The organism is Glutamicibacter sp. St.4D3, assembly GCF_059728615.1.
Genome location: NZ_AP039380.1, coordinates 2752085 through 2771329, shown reverse-complemented (window position 1 = coordinate 2771329; position 19245 = coordinate 2752085). Strand labels below are relative to the sequence as shown.

Genomic DNA, 19245 nt, shown 5'->3' with positions numbered 1-19245 from the left:
CTGCCCGGCTGATGGGGCGTCCCACTTGCGATGGCGCGGTGGCTGGGAAGCGGGGCGCACCATTGGAAAACTGGGCCAAGGTGCCCTGCCGCGGTGCGTAGGGCGGGCGCGGCCCGTGCAATGCGGTGCTTGGCCTACGTCGCCCGCGGGGGCCGGTTGCGCAGCGCGCCGTCCTTCCGGTGGGAGCCGAAGGAGGAAAGGTCAAAGCTGGCCGGTGGACCCCACACCACGAGCACCCGCAGGTCGCCCTGCCCGATGTTCTTCAGGTCGTGCGGCACCCCCGAGGGGGCCAGGACGCTGTCGCCGGGATTGAGCAGATGCAGCTGATCGCCCACCCGCATTTTCGCGCTGCCCTCGATGACCTGATAGAACTCCTCCAGGGGCAGGTCTTGGTCGTGTGCGTGGAACCCCTCATGGCCGCCGGGCGGGATGATCCAGGTCTGGATGGCCACTGCCATGCCGGTGTTGCCGCCAAAATGGTGCTGCAGGCGCATGCTGCTGCCGCCGTGCAGCTGGTAGTCGAATTCGTTCTCACCCCGGGCTTCGAACATGGTTCCTCCACATCGTTGGCGGTGCGTCTCAGGTTCCGGGCAGGTGTCCCAGACGCACGCTGACTTCGGCTGCTGCCCGCATGGTTTGGCGTGTCAGGTCCTGCAGAACCTCGGTGCTCACCCGATAGTAGGGAGCGGCGATCATGACACATGCCACCAGTTGGCCGCGGTGGTCGAAAACCGGTGCCGCGACACCCACCTCATCCTGTGAGGTTTCCCCGTAGTTGATGGCGAATCCCGCTTCGCGGGCCGACTGCAGGCGTTTGAGGTATTCCCCGGTGTCGGTTTGCGCGGGAAGGCTGATGGCTCCGGAGTCGATCAGCTCCAGGGCCTGGTCCCGGGTTTCGTGGGCCAGGAACATCTGCACGGTGGCGCTGAGCCCGGTGGCGTAGCGGCTGCCCATCACGGAAGTGTGCTTCACGTTGCGCTTGGAGGGGATCTGCTCCACGGACACCGATTCGCCGCCGTCCCAGATGTTGAGCACCGCGGTTTCCCCGCTGCGCTCACACAGCTCGTTGAGCACCGGGTAGGCCACCCGCCGCACGTTCAGGTTCGCCAGCAACGGCCCGGTGATGGCGATCAGGCCCAGCCCCAGGCGGAACTTGCGGGTTTCCTGGTCGCGTTCCACGATTCGTTCCTGCTCCAGGGTGGCCAGGATCCGCGAGACACTGGACTTGTGCAGTCCCACCTCCGCGGCAATGTCGGTGACCCCGACCTCCGGCCGCTCGGTGGTAAAGCAGCGCAGCACATCCACCACGTTCACGATCACCGAGGCGCCTCGCGAATCGCTTCCCGGGGTGCGTGCGCTGCTGCGCGACTCCTTGTTTACCGCGGTCATCACTTCTCCTGGCTAGCTGAGGGTTCCTGACTCAATATCCTAGGCGGTGCAGTGGCAGGTTCCCCGGCGATGATCCTCAGGTCAGTGGCTTGCGGCTGGTCTCCACGGAGCAGGCGACGGCGATCAGGGAAACCACGGCCGCGGCCATCAGGTACCAGCCCGGGGCCAGCAGGTTGCCGGAGGCGGCGATCAGCAGGGTCGCCATGAACGGTGCGGTGCCGCCGAACAATGCGTTGGACAGGTTGAAGGAGACCGCGAAACCGGAGTAGCGCACGCGGGTGGGGAACATTTCGGCCAGGTAGCTGGGCAGGGTGCCGTCATTCAGGGTCAGCATGGCTCCCAGGGCGATCTGGACCAGGATGATCAACAGGAAGTTGCCGGTGTCCAGCAGCATGAACGCCGGCACGGTGAACAGGACGAACAGCACCGAGGCGCTCATCAGGACCCGCTTGCGCCCGAATTTGTCCGAAAGCATGCCGGTGATGAAGATGAAGCCGATGTAGGTCACCAGCGCCACCGTCGTGGCCAGGTAGGAACGAGTGGCGTCCAGGTGCAGCTCTTCGGAGAGGTAGGTGGGCATGTAGGAGAGGATGACGTAGAAGCCGACCGCGTTCAGCAGCACCGCACCGGCGGCCAGCAGCAGGCGCCGCCAGTGCTCGCGGAACAGCGAGCTGACCGGAGAGGTCGGGGCGTCGTTTTCTTCCTCGGCCATTGCCCGGAAAGCAGGGGAGTCCTCCAACTTGGTGCGGATGTAGCGTCCAATCAGGCCCATCGGTGCGGCCAGGAGGAAGGGCAGCCGCCAGCCCCAGGACTCCATCTGATCCGCCTGGAGCAGGCCAGTGAGCAGGGCCGCCATCAGCGATCCGAGCAACAGGCCCGTGGCGGTGCTGGCCGGAACCACCGCGGCGTACAGTCCGCGCCGGTTCGCCGGGGCGTATTCGACCAGGAAGGCCGCCGCGCCGGCATACTCACCGGAGGCGGAGAACCCCTGGACCAGGCGCAAGGCCAGCAGCAGGAGCGGGGCGCCGATGCCGATGCTGGCGTAGCCCGGCAGCAGGGCGATGCAGAAGGTGGCCCCGGACATCAGCAGGATTGACCAGCTCAGTGCCTCCTTGCGACCAATTCGGTCGCCGAGGTGTCCCCACACGAATCCGCCCAGCGGACGGACCAGGAAGGAGATGGCGAAAACACCAAAGGTCATCAGCAGGGCCAGTTGCCTGTCGTCGCTGGGGAAGAAGACCGCCGCGATGGTCACTGCCAGGTAGCCGTAGGCCGCGTAGTCGAACCACTCCACGAAGTTGCCGATGAAGCTTGCGGCGACTACTTTGCGCCGGGTGGCCCCGTCAATGGCTCCGTTTCCCGCGGCATCGGCCACGGAAGCTGAAGAGGAGGTCGGGTTGCGGACGGCCGAGGCCGTCGGGTTTGGTGTTTTGAGTTGGTCGTTCTGGGTCACTGTCCACCGCCATCGGTAGGTTTATCAGTTGCGCCTGTCGCAACACTGTTGCTTAACGCTATGTGTGCCGTGCCTCACAGTCAAGAAGTTTCCCGCGGTTTTCCATTCGGTGGACACCGCGGCAAAGCGTGAAGTGCGCCGCGCCCGGGTCCGCTCCCGGGGGAATGCGGCCGGGCGTTCTTGGCCGCTGAAACGGCGAACTGCGCACCGCCGGCTGGCGGTGCGCAGTTCGGATGCGAATTGAAATGGGCGTGCTTAGGTCAGTGGCTTGCGGCTGGTCTCCGCGGAGCAGGCGACGGCGATCAGGGAAACCACGGCTGCGGCCATCAGGTACCAGCCCGGGGCCAGCAGGTTGCCGGAGGCGGCGATCAGCAGGGTTGCCATAAAGGGTGCGGTGCCGCCGAACAATGCGTTGGACAGGTTGAAGGAAACCGCGAACCCGGAGTAGCGCACCCGGGTGGGGAACATTTCGGCCAGGTAGCTGGGCAGGGTGCCGTCGTTCAGGGTGAGCATGGCGCCGAGCAGGATCTGCACGAGGATGATCAGCAGGAAGTTGCCGGTGTCCAGCAGCATGAACGCCGGCACCGTGAACAGGACAAAGAGGATCGAGGCGCTCATCAGGACCCGCTTGCGCCCAAACTTGTCCGAAAGCATCCCGGTGATGAAGATGAAGCCGATGTAGGTCACCAGCGCCACCGTGGTGGCGACGTAGGACGCCGTCTCATCGAGTCCCAGCTCCTGGGACAGGTAGGTGGGCATGTAGGACAGGATGACGTAGAAGCCGACCGCGTTCAAAAGCACCGCGCCGGCGGCCAGCACCAGGCGGCGCCAGTGGTCGCGGAACAGGGACTTGACCGGCGCCTTGATGACCTCGTCCTCCTGGGCCAGCTCCTTGAAGGCCGGCGAGTCCTCCAGCTTCGTACGGATGTAGCGTCCGATCAGGCCCATCGGGGCCGCCAGCACGAAGGGAATGCGCCAGCCCCAGGACTGCATCTGTTCTGCATCCAGCAGGCCGGTCAGCAGGGCGGCCAACAGTGAGCCGAGCAGCAGGCCGGTGGCGGTGCTGGCCGGAACCACCGCGGCATACAGTCCGCGCCGGTTCGCCGGGGCGTACTCGACCAGGAACGCCGAGGCACCGGCATACTCGCCCGAGGCGGAAAAGCCCTGCACCAGGCGCAGGAGCAGCAGGATCAGCGGGGCCGCGATGCCGATGCTGGCGTAGCCCGGCAGCAGGGCAATGCAGAAGGTCGCCCCGGACATCAGCAGGATTGACCAGCTCAGCGCCTCGCGCCGGCCAATGCGGTCGCCAATGTGACCCCAGACGAAACCACCCAGTGGACGGACCAGGAAGGAAATCGCGAACAGGGCGAAGGTCATCAGCAGCGCGGTCTGCGGTGCGGATTCGGGGAAGAAGACCACCGAGATGGCCACCGCCAGGTAGCCGTAGGCCGCGTAGTCGAACCACTCGACGAAGTTGCCGATGAAGCTCGCGGCAACGACCTTGCGCCGGGTGGCGCTGCCCACGCCACCGGGGTCTGGGCGCTGTTGTCCGCTGAGTGTCGGGCCCAGGTCGGCCTTCGCCCCGGGCACGCTGGATTGCGAATTTTGATGATTCATTGTGGAAACCGCCAAGAGAACTGGAGTGAAAGTTGCAGTGAACGCAACACGGTTGCATTAATAGTAGGTGTGGTACACATCACTGTCAACGGATTCCGGGGCGCACTTCAATGACATTTCTGAATGGCCGCTTTCCTGCTTCGCTGAGGCGGGGAGACGGCTGGTTGCGCTGGGAAAAACACTGGCGTTAAGCACGGGCAGCGGCCTGGGTTCCCGTGGGAACCCAGGCCGCTGCCCGTGTGGTGGGTGGTACCGACTAGGCGTCGATGATGTTGTTCTCCGGGCCGAAGCCGAACTTCGTGATGTTCTCCGCGCCATCCTCGCCCACGACCAGGATGTCGTGCTCGCGGTAGCCGCCGGCCCCCGGCTCGCCATCCATCACGGTGATCATCGGCTCCATCGACACCACCATGCCCGGCTCCAGGACGGTGTCGATGTCCTCGCGCAGCTCCAGGCCCGCTTCACGGCCGTAGTAGTGCGAAAGCACGCCGAAGGAGTGGCCGTAGCCGAAGGTACGGTTGGGCAGCAGGCCGTGGGAAATGTAGATCTCGTTCAGCTCGGCGGCGATGTCCTTGCAGACCGCGCCGGGCTTGATCAGCTCCAGGCCGCGCTTGTGGACCTCGACGTTCACATTCCACAGCTGCAGGCTACGCTCGTCGGGCTGACCCAGGAACAAGGTGCGCTCCAGTGCGGTGTAGTAGCCCGAGGTCATCGGGAAGCAGTTCAGCGACAGGATGTCCCCGCGCTGCAGCTTGCGGGTGGTCGCCCAGTTGTGGGCGCCGTCGGTGTTGATGCCGGACTGGAACCACACCCAGGTGTCGCGCACTTCGCGGTGCGGGAAGGTCCTGGCGATCTCGTGCACCATCGCCTCGGTGCCGATCAATGCCACCTCGTACTCGGTGATCCCCTCGCGGATCGCGGCCTTGATGGCCTCACCGCCCAGGTCGCCGATGCGGGCGCCGTGCTTGATGACCTCGATTTCCTCGGCGGACTTGATCATGCGCTGACGCATGGCATCCTGCGAGACATCCAGCAGCTGGGCGCCGGGGAACGCATCCTGGATGCGCTGGCGGGTCAGGCCCGGCAGGAAGTCATCTTCCACGCCGATGCGGGTCGCCTTTACCCCGTCACGCTTGAGCGCCTCCTGCAGTCCGTAGAAGAAGTTGTCACGCTTCCAGTCGGTGTACACGATGTTCTCGCCATAGCTGGTGCGCCACGGCATGCCGGCATCGATGTTCGCGGTCACGGTGGTGGAGTTGTTCGCGGTGACCACCAGCGCGTAGTTGCGTCCGAACGTGGTGTACAGGAAGTCCGAGTAGTACTTGATGCCGTGGTAGCTGGTGAGGATCACTGCATCCAGCGACTTGGCCGCCATGATCTGGCGCAGGCCCGCCAGGCGGCGCTCGAACTCCGCGTCGGAGAAGGTCAGCTGCTGCTTCGAGCCGTTGTGCAGGGTCTTCAGGCGCTCCAGCTCGGAGACATTGGTGGGGCTGTTTGAGGTCGTGGTCATGGTCGACTCCTATGTCTATGAAGGTACTGCAGGAAAACTGGGTCAGCGTTGCCGGGAAGAAGCGCAAGAGAGAAGTTGCATTATCTGCAACGCTGTTGCATTCAGGTTATTTGTGGTCCGAGTCACTGTCAAGCAGTGTTCTCGTAGATTTTGTAGATCTCATTCATCACCGGCCTGACAAGGGCGTTCCGAAGTAATGTGACGCCGGTTCCGCGTCCCACGGCGATGCCCGCCGGGTGCGGTTCGGCTGCATCGAGGCGGACCTTCGCCCGGGTGCCGGGGAAGTGCCCAACGGACGAGGACCTTAGTCCGGGTCGCCGGACGCCGAGTCGGGGCCATGTGGGTCCCGCCGGAGGGGCTGCTTCTGGGTTCGCGAGCGCAGCAGCGCGCCCGAACCGCTGGGGTCAGCGGTGAAGATCAGCGACGGGTCGGGATTGTTGATGTCCTTTTCCAGCTGCTTGATCGCCTTGTCGCGCTTGAGCAGACGTCGAATCAGATTGACGATCATCAAGAGGATTACGAAGGAGAACGGGAACGCCCCAATGATCGTGCCGGTCTGCACCGTATCGACGACCGCCGTGCCGCCCAGGGTCAGCAGCACCGTGGCCACGGTGGCGATGGACAGCACCAACACCACCCGGAAGATGGGCCCGGACTTGTTGGGCGCCGAAACAAACTCGCTGAGCGCATAGATCCCCGAATCCAGGGAGGTGACGTAATAGGTGGCCACCAGGATCGTGGACACCACCAGCAGGATCGTGCCGATCAGCGGCACATGGTCCAGCATCGCGAACAGTCCCGCAGAGGTGTCGGCGGCTACGGCGGCACTGATGCCGCGCTCCGCGCGGTCGTCATAGTAGATGGCGGCCGAACCGATCACGCCCACCCAGATCATCACGATCAGCGTGGGGACCACCGTCACCCCCAGGACAAATTCGCGGATGGTGCGGCCCCGGGAGATGCGGGCGATGAACCCGGCGACGAATGGCGAGAAGGCAATGACCCAGCACCAGATGAACACCGTCCACCAGCCGTTCCAGCTGTCCTGCCAGGTGCTGAGGGGATTGGCGGTGCTTCCCGCATCGGTCCACAGGCTCATGTGAATGAAGTTCGACATGAAGCTGCCGAAGGTCTGGGACAGGTTGGACACGATGTAGAGCGTGGGTCCAAAGATGAATACCGCGCCCACCAGGATAATGCTGAGGATCGAGTTCAGGCTCGATATGCGCGCCATCCCCTTGTTGATGCCCACGATCGCGGAAATCGCCGTGATCCCGGCGAACACCGCGATGACCATTAGCCACATCATCGGGCTGGAGGTGATTCCGGTGAAGGAGGTGATCCCGGAACTGAACTGCAGGGCCGCGAACCCGAAGGAGGTGGCCAGCCCCAGCACCGTGGCATTGATGGCCAGCAGCTCAACTACTACGCCGGCGCCGCGCTGCGACCACTTGGGCAGGATGTCGACGGTGGCCTCCCTGAAGGTCAACGTCTTGCCCAGGTTGTGGTGCGAATAGGCCAGGCAGACCGCCACCACGCAGTACATGGCCCACGCCGTCAGACCCCAATGGAAATAGGTCCACACGATCCCACCCTCCGCGGCGCCCGTTGCGCCGGCGGGAATCACCGGGTTCTCATCGCGCAGCATGATCGGTTCGGCAACCGACCAGAAGATCAGCCCGATGCCCTGGCCGCAGGCGAACAGCATGGAATACCAGACAAACTTGCTGTGCTGGGGTTTCGCCTTGGGCCCGCCCAGACGGATGCGCCCCACCCTGCTGAAGGAAAGCCAGATGCAGACAATGACCGCGAATGCCGAATACAGGATGAACAGCCAAGTGAACTTCCCGGTCACGAAGGTTCGCAGGTCGGAGATCACCGTTGAGGCGCCGGTGGGGTTCAGCAACACCCACAGGATGACCGCGCCGATGAGCAGCGGGGGAATGGTGCGGATCAGCAGGCGATCCAGCGGTGGAATGATACGCCCGACAAATCGCGGCACCTCAACTTCCCTGTGCGCCGACGAGCTGCCCATCTCCTGGGGGTCCTCGGTTTCCAGGCGTCGTTGCTTCCGGTCGGCTTCGTTGATGGACATGCTATTTCACTCCGATGGGAAAGGTCGGTTGCAGCTCGATGTGCAGGGAGGTGGTAATGGCTCCGCTGATGGCCTCCAGCAGGAGCCGCCCGCGCGCGGCCGTCGCGCCCTTGGCGCTGGACAGGCATCCGCTGGCGGGGGTGCGCCCCGGGTCTTCGGGAAAAATGTCGTAGGGCGTCAGGACGGCGGGTGGATGATCGACTACCCGATCCATGTCAACCAGTTCCGGATGCAGCAACAGCATGAGCGATGTTTCCAGCACACCGCCGTGCTCGATGTCCCATCCCAGGAAACCGTCAGGGAAAACCTGGGCCAGGGTGTGCTCGTCCACGAAATCCCAGTAGGACATCAGCACCCCGCGGGAACCCAAGCCCTGGCGGCCCGCCCGGGCGACCGCGTTGTCCAGACCCTCATAGAGGAACTGGTAGTTCTCAAAGTGCCCGTTCAGCACGATGACGTTACACGCCCCTTGGTCGATGAAGGACGAGACCACATCGTCGATCATGCCGGTCAGCGCGGCTGCTCCCAGGCTGGTGGTCCCAAGCCGGTGGTTCCCGCCCCCGGAACGGGGCTGCGACTTATAGCCGTAGGAGAACTCCGGCGCCACCAGCGCGCCCACCTGCCGGGCCACTTCGGCGGCGATGGCCCGGGAAAGCATCGCATCCACGCCCAGCGGCAGGTGTGGCCCGTGCTGCTCGGTGGCGCCGGTGGGAATGATGACAGTCGACCCCTCGCGGGATAGGAACTGGGCGTAGCTTTCTGAGTCCAGGTTCTCTAGGAATACAGCGGACATCTATGGCTCCTAACTGCTTCGCGGACACAAGATTGGGCGGGATCCAAGGGACGGGAAGAGGATGGGCCAGGGCTTGCGTCGATGTGTTGCCCTCAAGCCTAGGGAGAGTAATGTGAGCCGCGATACACTCACACTGTTGCCGTTTCGAGACTTCGGGGTGACAGACCGACACTTGCGGCCGAGGCCAGGCACTGTGGATCTTCCTGCCGCGGAACGAGGAAACATGTTTGTCGCACTAACGGAAATCCTGCGGGACCAGTTGTTCCAGAGCGCCCAGCCCCTGGCCCTGGCCGGCGCCGAGCAGGTCGCCACCACCAGGGTGCGCTGGGTGCATCCCAGCGAAGTGGTGCAAGTCGGCGGCCTGCTGCACGGTGATGAACTGTTGCTGACCACCGGCGCGGCCCTGCTGGGGTTGCGGATCGAAGCCCAGCACGCATACTTGCAGTCACTAGTGCAGCGCGGGGTAGCCGCCCTGGTCATCGAGCCACCCGCAGATGGACCGACCATCTCCGCGAAGTTCATTCAGCGGGCCGAGGAGCTGGGGTTGCCGTTGTTCCGGCTACGGGCCACCGTGCCCTTTGTTGAGTTGGCCGAGAAAATCAACCGGCAGATCGTCTCGGAACACGCCGCAACCCTGCAACAGGCCGACGAAGTCTCCCAACGCCTCGCAAGGCATATTGCCTCGGCGGGGCCGAACCTAACACCCCTGCTGGAGATGATCGCCTCCGCGCTGCGGGTCCGGGCGACGATGGAGGATCTTTCCGGACAGGTCATCGCGGAATCCGGGCCTGAGGGCCAGGAAGATGAGCAAGGGGCCGGCGCTGTTGCCACGGACTTGTTCGTCGGGGCCGACGTGGCGGCGCGACTGGTGCTCTACAGCAAAATCGGAACCGCGCCGGAGCAACTGGAATTGGTGGCCCAGCGGCTGGGAAGCATTGTCAGCCTGGCCTTTGCCCAGCACTACCGTCCTGGACGCCTGCAGATAGCCGACACCTCGCTGTTGCGGGCCATTGTCAGCGGGGCCGGCACACATTTCATTGTCGAGCGGGCCCGACAAGCGCAGGTGCCGGAAAACCATCCGAGCTGTCTCATGGTCTTTCAGAGCTTTGACATGTCCCGCGTGCGCTCGGTGCTGGAAAACACCCTGCATTCGAGGTTCCCCTCCATTCGCACCTATCTGGAGGCCCATCGTCTCTATGCCATGGTCCAGTTGGACCCGCACGATCCGCGCGGAGCGCGGACCCAGCTGGTGCAGCTGCTGCGCGAGGCGTGGAGCGGCATGTCCGTCGAGTGCTGTGTCGGTCCGCTGGCTTCGAAAATTGCCCATGCCCGCTGGTCGCTGGCCGAAGCGCTGACGGTCGAGTCCCTGGCAAGCCCCTTCCCTAACGAGGGGCAGGTCCGCGACGCTTCGGATTATGCGTTGGAGCGGGTGCTTAAGCGTTTTACCGATTCGCAGGCGCTCAACGAGTTTATTGACGAGCAGCTGGGGCTGCTGATCGCGGCGGACAAGGCCAGGGGCAGCAGCCTGCTCAAGACGCTGGAAGTGTGGCTGGGGTCGGGCTGCAATTCCACGTCGGCGGCCAATCGGCTGTACCTGGAGCGGCAAACCATGCATAAGCGACTGACCAAGATCTTCTCGCTGATCGGTGGGGACCCACGGGAGACCGGCAGGATCCTGACCGTTCATCTGGCCTGCCAACTTGCTCTGCGCTTCTAGCCGGGCGGCCGCGGGGCAGCCTGCGAGCCCGGGCCGCAGGGTGGCGGTTAGAGAACGGCGCGTACCGTCTGTTCGAAGCTGACCACGTGTTCGGCGGCCAGTTGGGCTGCCTGCTCTTCGCATCCGTCCAGGATCAGCTCGATCAGCGTGGCGTGTTCGGAAATGTGAGCGTGAATGTCCGGTAACCGGTCCAGGACCATGCACCAGATCCGGGTCGCGAGGTTGTCCAGGCGCACCAGCGTTTCCTCCAGGTGGTGGTTCTGGGCGGCACGATAAATGAGCCGGTGCACTTCCAGGTCGTATTCCATCAGCTGGCGCCGGTCCCGCAATGGATCGAGCTGGCGGATCGCCTGCATCGTGCGGGTCAGCTCCTCGCGCAAGGCGCCGCCGCGATTCTCGGCCGCCCGCTGCGCGGCCAACGGCTCCAGAACCTGACGCATTTCGGAGATGGCGGCCAGCTCGGTGATGTCCACCCCGGTGGCGAAGGTCCCGCGGCGCGGGTAGGAGATCACCAGGTGGTCCACTTCCAGGCGCTTCAGCGCCTCGCGGATGGGGGTGCGCCCCATGCCGAGGTCGGTAGCGAGCAGCGCCTCGTTGATCGGGTCGCCGGGGGCGATGTCCATCATGATCAGGCGGTCGCGCAGAATCCGGTAGGACCGCTCCGCCATGGACTCACTGGCCACGGGTACCTCGGTTGTACTTGTCATCTTGGCGGCTCCCTTCACCTTCATTCTGCCTTGGAATCGTGCGGCTAAAAAATAATTCCCCAACCCATTGACGGGCTGTGAGTTAGATCATACGCTAAGACGCAGACATTGATATATCAGTTGTCGGCAATTCGTACACTTTGGAGGGATAGATGCTGGAAACCCAGTCACCCGTCGCAGAATCGCTGACCCAGTCGTTGGGTGAGCTTGATCCTGAGGTGGCGGCGCGGATTGATGCTGAGTTGGCGCGTCAGCAGCGTGGCCTGGAGATGATTGCTTCGGAGAATCATACGGCGCAGGCGGTGATGCAGGCGCAGGGTTCGGTGTTGACGAACAAGTATGCCGAGGGGTACCCGGGCCGCCGCTATTACGGTGGCTGTGAAGAGGTCGACGTGATCGAGACTCTGGCCATTGAGCGCGTGAAGGAGTTGTTCGGGGCGAAGTTCGCCAACGTCCAGCCGCATTCGGGGGCGCAGGCCAACGCGTCGGTGTATCACGCGCTGGTGCGTCCGGGGGATACCGTGCTGGGGTTGAATTTGGCCCATGGTGGGCATTTGACCCATGGGATGAAGCTGAACTTCTCCGGACGGTTGTTCAATATCGTGCCCTATGGGGTGGATGAGGCGACGAACCTGGTGGACATGGACGAGGTCGAGCGTCTGGCGGTTGAGCATTCCCCGAAGATGATCGTGGCCGGCTGGTCGGCGTATCCGCGCCAGTTGGATTTCGCCCGCTTCCGTGAGATCGCGGACAAGGTGGGTGCGTACCTGTTCGTGGACATGGCGCATTTTGCTGGTTTGGTGGCTGCGGGGTTGCATCCGTCGCCGGTGCCGCATGCGCATGTGGTCACCTCGACCACGCATAAGACTTTGGCTGGTCCGCGTGGCGGGATTATTTTGTCGAATGACGCGGAGATTGCCAAGAAGCTGAATTCGGCGGTGTTCCCGGGTCAGCAGGGTGGGCCGTTGGAGCATGTGATCGCGGGCAAGGCGGTGGCGTTCAAGATCGCCGCGTCGGAAGAGTTCAAGGAACGCCAGGAGCGGACGTTGGCTGGTGCGCGGATCCTGGCTGAGCGTTTGTCCCAGGCCGATGTCGAGGCCAAGGGGATCAGCGTGCTGACCGGCGGCACTGATGTGCATTTGGTGTTGGTGGATCTGCGTAACAGCGAGCTCGATGGCCAGCAGGCCGAGGATTTGTTGGCGCAGGTGGAGATCACGGTGAACCGTAATGCGGTGCCGTTTGATCCGCGTCCGCCGATGGTGACTTCGGGGTTGCGGATCGGTACCCCGGCGTTGGCGACGCGTGGTTTCTCGGAGGAGGCGTTTGCTGAGGTGGCTGAGGTTATTGCGCAGACGTTGATTGCTGGTGTGGAGGGTAGTACGGGCAAGCTTGGGGAGTTGAAGCAGCGGGTGCTGGATTTGGCTGCGGCCCACCCGCTCTACCCAAACCTGAAGAAGATTGGAGAATAATCATGGCTGACTTGCTGCCTGAGCACCCGGAATTCCTCTGGGCGAACCCCGAACCGAAGTCCTCCTATGACGCCGTGATTGTCGGCGGCGGCGGACACGGCCTGGCCACGGCCTACTACCTGGCCAAGAACCACGGCATGACGAACATCGCCGTGCTGGAAAAGGGCTGGCTGGCCGGCGGGAACATGGCCCGCAACACCACCATCATCCGCTCCAACTACCTGTGGGACGAGTCCTCGGGAATCTACGAGAAGTCGCTGAAGCTGTGGGAGCAGCTGCCCGAGGAACTGGACTACGATTTCCTCTTCTCCCAGCGCGGCGTGCTGAACCTGGCCCACACGCTGGGCGACGTGCGCGAATCGGTGCGCCGAGTCGAGGCGAACAAGCTCAACGGCGTGGATGCCGAATGGCTGAGCCCCGAACAGGTCAAGGAGGTCTGCCCGATCATCAACACCGGGGATGACATCCGCTACCCGGTCATGGGGGCCACCTACCAGCCGCGCGCCGGCATCGCCAAGCACGACCACGTCGCCTGGGCGTTTGCCCGCAAGGCGAATGAGATGGGCGTGGACATCATCCAGAACTGCGAGGTCATCGGTTTCCTGAAGGACGGGGAGAAGGTCACCGGGGTGAAGACCACCCGTGGCACCATCCACGCCGGCAAGGTCGCCCTGGCCGGGGCGGGTCACTCCTCGGTGCTGGCCGAAATGGCCGGCTTTGAGCTGCCGATCCAGTCCCACCCGCTGCAGGCGCTGGTCTCCGAGCTGTTCGAGCCGGTGCACCCGACCGTGGTGATGTCCAACCACATCCACGTCTACGTCTCCCAGGCGCACAAGGGCGAACTGGTGATGGGCGCGGGCATCGACACCTACAACGGCTACGGCCAGCGCGGCGCCTTCCACGTGATCGAGGAGCAGATGGCCGCCGCGGTGGAGCTGTTCCCGATCTTCGCCCGGGCCCACGTGCTGCGCACCTGGGGTGGAATCGTGGACACCACCATGGACGCCTCCCCGATCATCTCCAAGACCCCGATCCAGAACCTGTACGTGAACTGCGGCTGGGGGACCGGCGGGTTCAAGGGCACCCCCGGGGCCGGGTTCACCCTGGCCCACACCATCGCCAACGATGAACCGCACGCCCTGAACGCCCCGTTCAGCCTGGATCGCTTCGAAACCGGACACCTCATCGACGAACACGGCGCCGCCGCCGTGGCCCACTAGGAGCCGCCACCATGATGCTGATTGAGTGCCCGAACTGCGGGCCACGCAATGAAACCGAATTCAAGTACGGCGGGCAGGCGCACGTCGCCTACCCCGCCGACCCCCACGCGCTGAGCGACAAGGAATGGGCCCACTTCCTGTTCTACCGCCAGAACCCGAAGGGGATCTTCGCCGAACGCTGGGTCCACTCCGGAGGGTGCCGCAAGTGGTTCAACGCCCTTCGCGACACCGTCACCTACGAATTCAAGGCCGTTTACCGCGCCGGGGAAGCACGCCCGGAACTGCAGAACACCCAGGGAGGTACCCGATGAGCCAGAACAAGCCCTACCGGCTGGACGCCGCCATGGCACCGTCCGCGCGTGTTCAGCGTGAGGAGGCTTTGCTGCTCACCGTTGACGGCCAGCAGCTCTCCGCTCTGTCGGGGGACACCGTCGCTAGCGCCATGCTCGCCAATGGGATGCGCTCCTGTGGCAACTCGATGTATTTGAACCGCCCCCGGGGCATCTTCTCTGCCGGAGTTGAGGAACCCAACGCGCTCATCACCGTGGCGGCCCGCCACCACGAGGACATCGACGAATCGATGCTTCCCGCCACGACCGTTACGGTCACCGACCGGATGCACGCCACTTTGCTGCGGGGCCTGGGCGTACTGGACCCAACCACGGATCCGGCCTACTACGACCATGTCCACGTACACACCGATGTGCTGGTCGTGGGGGCAGGGCCGGCCGGCCTGGCCGCGGCGCGTGAGGCCAGCCGTTCTGGTGCCCGTGTGCTGCTGATGGATGAGCGCACCGAGGCTGGCGGCACCCTGCGCGACACATCCGGGGAGCAGATCGACGGCAAGGACGCCTCCAACTGGATCGAGGAGGTCACCGCGGAGCTGGCGCAGGCCGAGGAGACCACCCACCTGCAGAACACCACTGTGCTCGGCTCCTACGATGCGAACTACATCGTTGCCGTACAGCGGCGCACGGTGCACCTCAACGGTCCGGCCGGCAAGGGAGTTTCGCGCGAACGCGTCTGGCATGTGCGTGCCAAGCAAGTTGTGCTGGCCACCGGGGCCCACGAGCGGCCGATGGTATTCGAAAACAACGACCGGCCCGGCATCATGCTGGCCGGAGCGGTTCGAAGCTACCTGAACCGCTACGGTGTCCGCGTGGGACAGCGCATCGCGGTGGCTACGACCAATGATTCGGTCTACCCGCTAGTTTCCGAACTGGCGGCCAGCGGCGGGGTGGTCGCCGTCATCGACGCCCGGTCGACCGCCTCCGCGGCGGCGGCCGAAGCCGTCGCCGACGGGGTGACCGTGCTGACCGGTTCGGTAGTTGTCGACACCGAAGCGGATGAGTCCGGGGAACTATCAGCCATCCTGGTCGCTCCACTGGACGAGAACAGCGAGCTCGGTGACCACGAACGCTTCGAAGTTGACGTGCTGGCCGTGGCCGGCGGGTTCAACCCCGTCGTGCACCTGCACTCCCAGCGGCAGGGCAAGCTGGTGTGGGACACCACCATCCACGCCTTCGTGCCCGCCGACGCCGTGGCCAACCAACACCTGGCCGGGGCAGTGACCGGACGGCTGGACACCGCCGGTGCCCTGTCAACCGGTGCCGCCACCGGGGCGGCAGCCGCCTCGGCTGCCGGTTACCAGCATGTGGCCACCGTCCCGCAGGCGCCCGAAACCGCCCTCGGGGAGACTCGCCCGGTGTGGCTGGTTCCTTCGCTAAATGGCGACGACGCGGCGAACTACACGCGCCACTTCGTGGACCTGCAGCGTGACCAGACCGTGGCTGACGTGCTGCGCGCCACCGGGGCCGGAATGAGGTCCGTGGAGCACATCAAGCGGTACACCTCCATTTCCACGGCGAACGACCAGGGCAAGACCTCCGGGGTGGCAGCCATCGGCGTGATCGCCGCCGTGCTGGGCATCGAGGACCCCTCGGAAATCGGAACCACCACCTTCCGCGCCCCCTACACTCCGGTAGCGTTCGCGGCTCTGGCTGGTCGTACCCGCGGACAATTGCTGGACCCCGCGCGCATCACCCCGATGCACTCCTGGCACCTGGAACACGGGGCAAAGTTTGAGGACGTGGGACAGTGGAAGCGCGCCTGGTACTTCCCGCAGGGCGAGGAGGACATGGACGCGGCCGTGCTGCGCGAGTGCGCCGCGGTGCGCGATTCCGTCGGCATGCTCGACGCCACAACCCTGGGCAAGATCGAAATCCGGGGCAAGGACGCTGCCGAGTTCCTCAACCGCATGTACACCAACGGCTACAGCAAGTTGAAGGTGGGCATGGGGCGCTACGGCGTCATGTGCAAGGCCGATGGAATGATCTTCGACGACGGGGTGACCCTGCGCTTGGCTGAAGACCGCTTCCTCATGCACACCACCACCGGCGGGGCCGCCGACGTGCTTGACTGGCTGGAGGAGTGGCTGCAGACCGAGTGGCCTGAACTGGATGTAACGTGCACCTCGGTGACCGAGCAGTTCGCGACCGTGGCAGTGGTCGGTCCACGTTCCCGTGATGTCATCGGGAAATTGGCGTCCAACCTGGATGTCTCCAACGACGCATTCAAGTTCATGGCCTTCCAGGACGTCACCCTGGACAGCGGCATCGAGGCCCGGATCTCGCGTATTTCGTTCTCCGGCGAGTTGGCCTTCGAAATCGCGGTCCCCAGCTGGCATGGACTGAAGATCTGGGAAGATGTCTACGCAGCCGGTCAGGAATTCAACATCACCCCGTACGGCACCGAGACCATGCACGTGTTGCGCGCGGAAAAGGGCTTCATCATCGTGGGGCAGGATACGGACGGCACGGTGACCCCGCAGGATGCGGGCATGGAGTGGGTTGTTTCCAAGATCAAGGACTTCGTGGGCAAGCGCTCCTTCTCGCGGGATGACAACCTGCGGGATGACCGCAAGCAACTGGTATCGGTGCTGCCGGTCGACGAAACCCTGCGTCTGCCGGAAGGCGCCGCCCTGGTCGCTGCCGACGCGGGCACCGAGAACGGCATCACCCCGATGGACGGGTGGGTGACCAGCTCCTACAACTCGGCCGCCCTGGGCCGGACCTTCGGACTGGCGCTGATCAAGAATGGGCGTAATCGTATCGGCGAAACGCTGAAGACACCGATTGGCGACCGCCTGGTCGACGTCGTGGTCTCCGAAACCGTACTCTTTGACCCGGAAGGAAGCCGCCGAGATGGCTAACAACACTCTGATCGAAACCACCGTCCTGCGCCGCTCCCCGGCCGAGCACCTTGCCGGGGAGATGGCGGCGGCGACCGTGACCGGCGAGCGTGCGGTGGCGCTACGCGAGGTCGCTTTCGCCACCCAGGTGGGTTTGCGCGCAGCACCCGGCACCGCCGGCCACCAGCAGCTGGCTGACGCCACGGGGGTCGGCCTGCCCGCACAGGTGGGTGAGGTCGCCGGAGATGTCACCGGCACTGCCGTGCTGTGGCTCGGACCGGATGAATTCCTGGTGTTTGCACCCGAGAACGTTCAGCTGAGCGAGCAACTCACCCAGGCGCTGGGAGACCAGGCCGGCCAGGTCGTGGACTTGTCGGCCAACCGCAGCGTGCTGGAGCTGGAAGGCCCGTCTGCGCCGCTGGTGCTGCGCAAGAGCTGCCCGGCGGATCTGCACCCCAGCGCGTTTGCCGTGAATCAGGCGATCACCACCACGGTGGCGAACGTCCCGGTGCTGCTGTGGAGGGTCAGCGAGCAGACCTGGCGGATTCTTCCGCGTGCCTCCTTCACCGAGCACACGGTACGGTGGCTGGTCGACGCCATGACCGAGTTCGGCTCGCCAGAGGTGGACTAGATGGCACTGTCCGCGCTGGACATGTTTTCCATTGGCATTGGTCCCTCGTCATCACACACGGTGGGGCCGATGCGGGCGGCCGCGAGCTTCGCGGCCGCCCTGGATGGGCGGGTACTTGGGCAGGTGGCACGGGTGCGCGCCGAGCTGTTCGGTTCCCTGGGAGCCACCGGCATCGGCCATCATTCGGATATTGCGGTCATCCTCGGGTTGGCGGGACATGACCCGGCCACTGTGAATACCGATGAAGTGCCGGACTTGATTCAGCAGATCCGGGACTCGGCGGTCCTGCGGCTGGCCGGGCGGGCCCCGATCGGGTTTTCGATCGACGCCGATGTGGTGTTGCATTCTCGCAAGTCACTGCCCGGACATCCGAATGCCATGAGATTTGCCGCCTTTAACTCCGACGGCACCGAGCTGGCCAGCCAAACACTGTACTCAATTGGCGGCGGGTTCGTAGTGAACGACCAAGAGCTCCAGACTCCGTTGAACACCGAAAACGACGCCGTCTATCGATTTACCTCGGGCGCTGAGCTCCTGGAGACCTGTGCCGCCACCGGCAAATCCATTGCCGAGGTGATGTGGGCGAACGAGCTCTCCTGGCGCAGCGAAACCGAGGTCCGCGACGCACTGCTGGAGATTTGGAAGGTCATGCAGCAGTGCGTCGAGAACGGCTGTCGGCGTACCGAGAAAACCTTGCCCGGCGGCCTGAACGTCACCCGTCGTGCCCCAGCCCTGCGCGAACGCCTGCGTCGGCAGGAAGCTGAGGCCAAAGCGTCGGAGTCGATGGATCCGCTGTGGGCGATGGAATGGGTGAACCTCTACGCGTTGGCCGTCAATGAGGAAAACGCCTCAGGCGGGCGGATCGTCACCGCCCCGACCAACGGGGCGGCCGGAATCATTCCTGCGGTGCTGCATTACTACACCCGCTTCGTCACCGGCGCCAGCGATGAGAAGGTCATCCAGTTCCTGCTTACCGCCGCCGCGATCGGGATCATCATCAAAACCAATGCCTCGATCTCCGGGGCAGAAGTTGGATGTCAGGGCGAAGTCGGCTCGGCGTGCGCGATGGCAGCCGCAGGACTGTGCGCCGTGCTTGGCGGCACCCCTGAACAGGTGGAGAACGCCGCGGAGGTGGCGCTGGAGCACAACCTGGGGTTGACCTGCGATCCGGTCGGTGGGCTGGTGCAGATTCCATGCATTGAACGCAACGCGATCGCCTCGGTGAAGGCCATCAACGCCGCCCGCCTGGCCCTGCACGGGGACGGGCAGCACACGGTGAGCCTGGACGCGGCGATCGAGACCATGCGCGCTACCGGGGCGGACATGAAGAGCAAGTACAAGGAAACCTCGCGCGGCGGGCTGGCGCTGACCCTGGCCCAGTGCTGAACCCGGCCCCGCCAACCCAGTCCAGCAAACTGGACCGGCCCCAACCCACCGGCCCCAAAGCCCTAAGC

At 64.4% G+C, this 19245-nt stretch carries 15 protein-coding genes; 7 read left to right on the top strand and 8 right to left on the bottom strand.

Annotated features, from left to right (window positions below; translation table 11 throughout):
• Positions 1-134 precede the first annotated feature (134 nt).
• From AC6I21_RS12730 to AC6I21_RS12700, 7 genes are all read right to left on the bottom strand, one after another.
• Complete coding sequence (locus AC6I21_RS12730) at positions 135-551, bottom strand: cupin domain-containing protein (RefSeq protein ID WP_138927094.1); 417 nt, start codon at positions 549-551, stop codon at positions 135-137.
• A gap of 28 nt (positions 552-579) precedes the next feature.
• Positions 580-1389, bottom strand: a complete 810-nt coding sequence (locus tag AC6I21_RS12725; RefSeq protein ID WP_446754576.1) for an IclR family transcriptional regulator — start codon at positions 1387-1389, stop codon at positions 580-582.
• Positions 1390-1465: 76 nt separating this feature from the next.
• Positions 1466-2764, bottom strand: a complete 1299-nt coding sequence (locus tag AC6I21_RS12720; RefSeq protein ID WP_138927297.1) for an MFS transporter — start codon at positions 2762-2764, stop codon at positions 1466-1468.
• 333 nt (positions 2765-3097) lie between these two features.
• Positions 3098-4459 carry an MFS transporter gene (locus tag AC6I21_RS12715; RefSeq protein WP_497762532.1) on the bottom strand — a complete coding sequence of 454 codons (1362 nt, stop codon included), beginning with the start codon at positions 4457-4459 and terminating at the stop codon, positions 3098-3100.
• 256 nt (positions 4460-4715) lie between these two features.
• Positions 4716-5969 (bottom strand): M24 family metallopeptidase, encoded by a 1254-nt coding sequence (locus tag AC6I21_RS12710; RefSeq protein WP_138176017.1) that lies wholly within the window; start codon positions 5967-5969, stop codon positions 4716-4718.
• A 304-nt stretch (positions 5970-6273) separates the two neighbouring features.
• A complete protein-coding gene (locus AC6I21_RS12705; protein ID WP_497762531.1) occupies positions 6274-8064 on the bottom strand; it encodes a BCCT family transporter in 1791 nt (596 codons plus the stop codon).
• A gap of 1 nt (position 8065) precedes the next feature.
• Positions 8066-8857, bottom strand: a complete 792-nt coding sequence (locus AC6I21_RS12700; RefSeq protein WP_497762530.1) for a creatininase — start codon at positions 8855-8857, stop codon at positions 8066-8068.
• A gap of 223 nt (positions 8858-9080) precedes the next feature.
• On the opposite strand from AC6I21_RS12700, the gene AC6I21_RS12695 reads away from it, so the two are divergent.
• Positions 9081-10574 carry a PucR family transcriptional regulator gene (locus AC6I21_RS12695; protein WP_497762529.1) on the top strand — a complete coding sequence of 498 codons (1494 nt, stop codon included), beginning with the start codon at positions 9081-9083 and terminating at the stop codon, positions 10572-10574.
• A gap of 47 nt (positions 10575-10621) precedes the next feature.
• On the opposite strand, the gene AC6I21_RS12690 is transcribed toward AC6I21_RS12695, so the two are convergent.
• On the bottom strand, positions 10622-11281 hold the full coding sequence (locus tag AC6I21_RS12690) for a GntR family transcriptional regulator (protein WP_138176023.1): 660 nt from the start codon (positions 11279-11281) through the stop codon (positions 10622-10624).
• Positions 11282-11433: 152 nt separating this feature from the next.
• Between AC6I21_RS12690 and glyA the strand changes: the two genes are divergently transcribed.
• Genes glyA through AC6I21_RS12660 form a run of 6 tightly spaced genes read left to right on the top strand, consistent with a single transcriptional unit; the run spans position 11434 to position 19177 of the window.
• Positions 11434-12750, top strand: coding sequence for a serine hydroxymethyltransferase (gene glyA / locus AC6I21_RS12685; RefSeq protein ID WP_497762528.1), 1317 nt, complete (start codon positions 11434-11436; stop codon positions 12748-12750).
• A 2-nt stretch (positions 12751-12752) separates the two neighbouring features.
• Positions 12753-13970 (top strand): sarcosine oxidase subunit beta family protein, encoded by a 1218-nt coding sequence (locus tag AC6I21_RS12680; protein ID WP_054821666.1) that lies wholly within the window; start codon positions 12753-12755, stop codon positions 13968-13970.
• An 11-nt stretch (positions 13971-13981) separates the two neighbouring features.
• The gene (locus AC6I21_RS12675; protein WP_138176027.1) at positions 13982-14281 is read left to right on the top strand and encodes a sarcosine oxidase subunit delta; all 300 of its coding nucleotides are present in this window, start codon (positions 13982-13984) and stop codon (positions 14279-14281) included.
• Positions 14278-17181 (top strand): sarcosine oxidase subunit alpha family protein, encoded by a 2904-nt coding sequence (locus AC6I21_RS12670; protein ID WP_175419457.1) that lies wholly within the window; start codon positions 14278-14280, stop codon positions 17179-17181. Before AC6I21_RS12675 ends, AC6I21_RS12670 begins: the two co-directional genes overlap by 4 nt.
• Entirely contained in the window at positions 17174-17791 is a 618-nt protein-coding gene (locus AC6I21_RS12665; protein ID WP_138927012.1) for a sarcosine oxidase subunit gamma, read from the top strand. Before AC6I21_RS12670 ends, AC6I21_RS12665 begins: the two co-directional genes overlap by 8 nt.
• Positions 17792-19177: an L-serine ammonia-lyase gene (locus AC6I21_RS12660; RefSeq protein WP_497762527.1), complete on the top strand. Its 1386-nt coding sequence runs from the start codon at positions 17792-17794 to the stop codon at positions 19175-19177.
• Positions 19178-19245: the final 68 nt, after the last annotated feature.